Source organism: Bacteroidota bacterium (assembly GCA_030706565.1).
In the GTDB taxonomy this organism is placed as follows: domain Bacteria; phylum Bacteroidota; class Bacteroidia; order Bacteroidales; family JAUZOH01; genus JAUZOH01.
On sequence record JAUZOH010000210.1, the window covers coordinates 1 to 6,602 of the forward strand.

Below are 6,602 nucleotides of genomic sequence, written 5' to 3' on the forward strand. Positions count from 1 at the left end.
AGGTACCAAGGATTTCATTTTTGCGTGCAAAGCCTTTCTTTGTGTAATAAGCGTATTTAAATCCCATACAGACCAATAAGAATGAGATGTAACACAAGGGTTCAAATAAGGCAGGCGGCTTATTGAAAACATTCCGGTATCAGTAAATAATTCAGCAATCTGATTATCCCTGCAAGGGTTGCCGGTATTTGATTTGAATAAAAACTTAATATCTCCGGCCTCACCAAAAGCAATTTTACAATTTGAATGAAGGTTGGACAGTTCACGGTTCAAGTTATGAATCAGGATGGAACATTCTTCATTGGTAGCCGGAGTCCCTTCCTGTGAATTGCCGTTCCAATCCCACTGGGGTTCATTAATCGGGCTCAAATAATCAAATTTGAAATGAGTCCCGACTTCTGCCAGAAAATGAGCATAATCCTGATACTTATCGGGTTGAAGGTTAAAGTGTATTCCGCCTGATGACCTGGCCATATTGTTTTTAGCAAAAAAATAAGGAGCAGCATTGGTAAATCCAAGGATCTTTTCAACTCCGCGTTTCCGGGCTGCTTCTAAAAACCAGCGTTGACCTTCCTGTTTGGACCAGTCAAAATGTCCATATTTATCTATAAAACAATCCGTCTTCCGCCATTCTTCGACAATACCACTATTGCCACCCTGTTCGGCACTACCTGTCCCGATGTTGAAACGCCACAAGGATAATCCTATACCTTTAGGATTTCCATGGCCATCGAATTCTTTACTGAAGAGCAAATCAGCAATAGCTTCACGTTTTTCCAAAGGCCAGTTTTTCCCGACAAACTGGGTTCGCCAGGCATCAGAAGCCCCAAAACTGTGAATGGTTTGTTGCACAGCATTTTTGTTTACAGTCAGTTCAATCGGCTGTGCCGGAAGTTTGAACGTAAAAAGGCTGCAAAAACAGATTGCAGTAATATAGATTTTTGGAAGACACATCATATAAAATTTTATAGTTAATCAGAAATAACTTATTCTATTTCTAAAAAAATAGCCGGTGACAAATTTACCTCCAATTTAATGCTTAATTATAATAACCCACAAGGGTTGTAATACTATTTGCCTCTATTGATATATTCCCCGGATCCACATTCTTTGTCCGCTTCAGATTTGAATCATCGGAGGTAACGTAGGTTGTTAATTTGCCATTAAGTGATCCACTTTTCATGTTTAGAGAAACAGTTTTAGCATTTGAACTGTAGTTGATTAAAACAACAACCAGTTTTTTTGAACTTTCATCAATAAAAGCAGAATTCAACAGTCCATAATTCTGATTTGGTAAAATATCCGGTGAACCGGTATAAATTCTTTTCATACCTGGACGAACGAAGAGGGAAAAATTTCCCAGTCCCCACAAAAGTTTAGATGGACGGACATAACCGTCATTATTGCAATAATCAGGAACAAGAGTACCAGTCATGCCTGTATTAGTACCGTCATCAATATAAATTAATCCATCCTTGTAATCACCTCTTGAAATAGCGAGCCACCATTGCCAGGAAGAAGCATAACCTTTTGTGATTGCATAATAAATAATTCTGTCAACATACAAAGCCAGATCCATATTTAAATCGCGGTTCCATCCATCTGCCATATCCGTATTAGCCGATTCCAGAATACAATATTCCGTTTCCCAATATTTCAAGGAACTGTTCGTGGCAAGTATCTGATCATGCACGGCTTCCCTTGAAGAGATCAAACTTGATACCGGCCAGACAGTCCAATATGAATGAGTACTAATCAAATTAGCAACATTGCTCAAATTGCCTACATAATCACTGGAAGAAGGGGTAAAAAAGTCCTGAATTTGATGGCCACGGTCAGCATCTGTGGTTTTATAAAGGTAATCGATAGAACCGGCTTCTGCCAGGGTAACTTTAGTGGACAAACCATTGTTAGATAACTTGGATGATAACAATGTTGAAAGTTGGGCAATATCTGCATTGGAAGCAGGAGTTCCCTCCTGCGAAGCCCAGCCATTGGATCCCGCATTCCATCCCCATTGTGGTTCATTTACCGGCGAAAGGTAATCAACATTTATCCCCTGGTCTTTAAAATGCTTGACAACAGAGACCAAAAAATCAGCAAAGTTAGACATGTAACCCGGTTGTATATTCATGTGCCAACCTCCGGGGCTAAATGCCTTTTGATTCTGGGTATAATATACAGGCGGGCTATATGAAAACATCAGAGTTTTTTCAACACCCCGAGCTTTAGCAGCATTTAAGAACCATTGTTGTCCTGCCTGTTTAGTCCAGTCATAAGAACCATCAGAATTGAGGAAACATTCCGTCCTTTTCCAAGGATCGTTTATATAACTGTTATTTCCCTGTTCTGTACTTCCTGATCCAACGTTGAACCGCCAGATAGAAAGTCCTACTCCTTTAGGATCTCCGTATTGGTCAGTATCCCGGCTAAATAACAAATCCGCAATTTGTTCCCTTTTTGTCAATGGCCAATTCTTTCCCACAAACTGACAACTCCATGCATCCGAAGCGCCAAAACCATCCATTTCCTGATATTTTTCAGTTGTATTTACATTGACGGTAATGACATCATTTGATGCAGGCTGTTCATTGGAAGATTCCTTTTTACAAGCATTAGACAAGGCTATAATTGCCAAAGGCAGCAATAAGAAAAGAAATCTGTTCTTTTGTTCCTTTCTTAGTTCATAAGAATGCAGCATAATAAAATTTCTTTTTAAGAAATGGGGCTGACAAAAAATGTGACACATTTCAAAATCAGCCCCATACTTCTAAACAACTACTACTAAACTATTTTTAATATCCGGGGTTTTGAGATAATTTTCCACCGCTACGGTCTATTTCAAGTTGAGGAATAGGCCACAATTCATTTTTCCCTTCAACGAAATTAGCTCCCTTATTTGAAGGTTCTTTGGTGTGTATGGTTTCCCAATAATCGTTGGAGGTTGCATTATACTGGACAAAAGTACCTGAAGGACCCATAACGACATCAATCATTTTTTTCTTTTTCACAGGATCTATTTCACGCCTCAGGTCATACAACCTCATACCTTCCCCGGCCAGTTCCATCCTCCGTTCCTTCCAGATGGCATACAACAAATCATTTCCGGTTAATCCTGTTTTTGCAGGAATATTGACCCGGGCACGGATAGTATTAATATCAGCCAAGGCCTGATCCGGTTTACTCAGGAAATAAGCAGCTTCAGCCCGGGTCAGATACATTTCTGCCAGACGAATCAATATCTGATCTAAAGGAATATGACTGTCCTTGGCGGCTAAAGTCAACCGGACAGCAATTGGAACATACATTTTACGCCAGGTACGGCAGGATTTGTTTTTGGTCGAATCATAATGATAAGCCGGATTATCCGTTTCATCGCCATAAACCGGCATGTTTATTCTGTTGATGGTACTCTTTAACCGGATGGAATCGCCTTCAGATTTATATGTCTGTTCCAGGTTGCTGGTTGGGACACACCAGCCCCATCCATCCATCGACTTGCTAATCTGATCAGTTGGCCACATCTCGCCCCGGGCATTTACAACTACTGAAAAACGGTTACCCACCGAATAGGATTGATTGGAATTAGTCTGTATCTCGAAAATTGATTCAACACCATTGTGGTTGTAGCAACTCCAAACATTTACGAAATTGGGTTCAAGTGAATATGTTCCGGATTTGATCACCGTATCAGCATAATTATATGCATTCTGATAATCGCCCATAAACAGATATGTACGGGCCAACAATGCCTTGCAAGCTCCGCTGGTAACCCTTCCTATATCTGCCCCAGTCCATTTAGCAGGAAGTTCAGCAGCAGCTTCCTTCAAGTCCTTGACCATCTGTTTGTAAACACTATCTTTACTGGCCCTGCTGACACTCAAATCACTTGATCCAACAGGTTTAAGAAACATCACCACATCACCGAAATTCTGTACAAGTTCCCAATATGAAAAAGCACGGAAGAACTTTGCCTGCCCCAGCAAAACCTTTTTGTCATTATCCGTAATAGGGGCATTGGGTATACGGAGTAAGGCCACGTTTGCAGTATTGATATTCTGGTACTTGAAGTAGTAAAAGTTATACAAAGCACCCGGATCGTTACTTGCAGATATCGAGTAAAAAGCGAAAGGATAATTGCCACTGGCGTCCTGGCTGAGATTACCCATCCATGCATCGTCAGTAGCCATTTCGTTGGTCAGTCGTAAATAATTCTGCCACCAGTCATTCCAGTAGGAAAATCCTTTATAAAGCCCGTCAACAAAAGACGTGCACTGATCAAGATTGTTAAAATAGTTATCCAGATCCTGTGTCCCGTAAAGTGGTGTAGTGATGAAATCTTTACTGCACGAAAAGACAGATAACGTCAGCAACGCCACTAAGGAATATATAAGTATTCGTTTCATCTTCTTGTGTTTTTAGTTACAATATTGAATTAAAATGACATATTAACCCCGATAAAGAATGTTTTCAACACAGGGTAGGCATAACGTTGAAATCCATAGTCAAGAACACCAAAACCAGCTTCAGGATCTATACCTGTAAACTTAGTTAATGTCAAAAGATTCTGTCCCGAAATATAAAAACGGAGGTTGCTTAACTTTAAACTGGAGACAACATTTCTAGGCAAAGAATAACCTAATTGAATATTCTTTAAACGAATAAATGAGGCATCTTCAAGATAAAAATCAGAAAATGTGGAATAATTGCTATTCAAATCATTGTGGGACAGTATAGGAATCTTGGTACTGGTTCCTTCCCCATGCCATGCTTTATCTAAGACATCACTGGCCAGATTGGTCTTATTTTCAGCACTGTATTTATCATATAACAGCCAGTTAACAGCTTTATTTCCATAACTGAAATAGATGTTCATCCCCAAATCAAAATCACCGGCTTTTGTTTTATAAGTTCCGGTAAAGTTGAAACCGCCGGTAAAATCAGGATATGGGCTGCCCAGTTTTACACGGTCGCTGCTATTTAAGACTCCATCATTATTTGCATCTACAAAACGAATATCACCAGGACGGGCAGAAGGTTGTAAAAGATCGCCATACTGGCTGGAATGGCTGTTTACTTCAAATTTGTTCTGGAAGATACCATCCGTCTTATACCCGTAAAAATATCCCGGTTCATCCCCAACTATGGTCCGAGTGGTTGATGAGCTGAACCAAGTATCTCCGGCAAGTATTTCATCCGTACCGGCAAGTTTTTTCATTTCCATCTTAGCATGAGAAAGGTTCAGTCCGAAGTCAAGTTTCAACTTATCATTTTCATGAAGATAATTTAAAGAAAAGTCAAATCCCTTGGCTTCCATTTTACCAATATTGGTCCAAACTTGTCCCCAATTCGGAAATCCGCTGTAATATGGATATACTTTTTGGAACAACATATCATGGGTGGTTTTCTGGAATACCTCGATGGTGGTGGTAATAGCAGAGTTAAATAAACTCAGGTCAACTCCCAGGTTTTTCTCTTCAACGGTTTCCCATTTGATATCCTCATTCTTCATGGTATTCATTTGGGTTACACTGGAAACTGTTCCGTTTCCGCTGCCAAATACATAATAGTCTGTTCCCAACGATGACAAATAAACGCCACTTGGAAGGCTCTGATTACCAACCGTTCCCCAACCTGCAAATAATTTCCCATCGGTGATTATCCTGTTATTTTTCAAAAATTCCTCATTGGAAAATCTCCAGGCCACTGATGCGGAAGGGAATATAGCATATTTATTCTTGTCCATGAATTTAGAAGAACCATCTTCACGGATTGTACCGGTAAACAGGTAACGATTATCATAATTATAGGTCAAACGTCCGATATAGGAAACAATTGAACTTTTTGACTTATTCCCGGAAGCATTTTGTACCGTGCCGTTTGAAGCGCTCAATTCTCTCATATTATCGGCAGTACTTGGATATCCGTTACGTTCACCATAAAGAAAATCATTGTTCTGTTCTTCAGAAGTCATGCCGACCATAGCCGAACCGCTGTGTTTATTGATACTCAAATTATACGTTAAAGTATTCTGCCAGGTCCAGTTAAAATCATTATTCTTTTGAACAGAAATATCCGTCAAATTGTTAAATTCAAAATCCGGATCAATTGTATATACAGGATTAAAGGTATTGTAAGTGGTAGTTAAAAGGTTTGCACCTATTTGGGATTTAAAAACCAAATTTTTAATCGGATGAAAATCTATATATGAATTTGAGAATAATCCATAATAACCACCATTATTACCATCCTGACGTTTGTCCCGGGCCATGGGGTTCCAGACTTCAGTATAAATAGAACGGGCAAATACACTATACTCATTTTCCTCTCCGGTAAGCTGGTCTTTGGTTTTGTAAATCGGAGTTATAGGATCCATTTTCAGGTAATCGCCATACCAACCGGGGGTATTGTTCCAGTATTCGCGACGGGGATTAAGATCTATCCCTGCCGTTAACCAGTTATTCAATTTGAAGTCATTATTCACACGGGCTGTAAACCTTTCCCATTTCCCTTCATGATAAAAAGATTCCTGTTTGAAATAGGTCAGATTGACGTTGAATTGATGTTTATCGGTTCCGCCGGTAATATTCAAACTTGCATTC

At 39.7% G+C, this 6,602-nt stretch carries 4 protein-coding genes; all 4 read right to left on the bottom strand.

Features of this window, described 5'->3' with window-relative positions; all coding sequences use genetic code 11:
* Window positions 1–957: glycoside hydrolase (locus tag Q8907_10920; GenBank protein MDP4274779.1), on the bottom strand; the 957-nt coding region annotated here is incomplete at its 3' end.
* 82 nt (window positions 958–1,039) lie between these two features.
* Window positions 1,040–2,701 carry a glycoside hydrolase gene (locus Q8907_10925; protein MDP4274780.1) on the bottom strand — a complete coding sequence of 554 codons (1,662 nt, stop codon included), beginning with the start codon at window positions 2,699–2,701 and terminating at the stop codon, window positions 1,040–1,042.
* 94 nt (window positions 2,702–2,795) lie between these two features.
* Window positions 2,796–4,406, bottom strand: a complete 1,611-nt coding sequence (locus Q8907_10930) for a RagB/SusD family nutrient uptake outer membrane protein (GenBank protein MDP4274781.1) — start codon at window positions 4,404–4,406, stop codon at window positions 2,796–2,798.
* 29 nt (window positions 4,407–4,435) lie between these two features.
* The coding region (locus Q8907_10935; GenBank protein MDP4274782.1) for a SusC/RagA family TonB-linked outer membrane protein at window positions 4,436–6,602 on the bottom strand (2,167 nt) is incomplete at its 5' end.

Coding starts and splice junctions, on each gene's coding strand:
- Q8907_10925 (MDP4274780.1), bottom strand. CDS start 2,701: ATGCTGCATTCTTATGAACTAAGAAAGGAACAAAAGAACAGATTTCTT.
- Q8907_10930 (MDP4274781.1), bottom strand. CDS start 4,406: ATGAAACGAATACTTATATATTCCTTAGTGGCGTTGCTGACGTTATCT.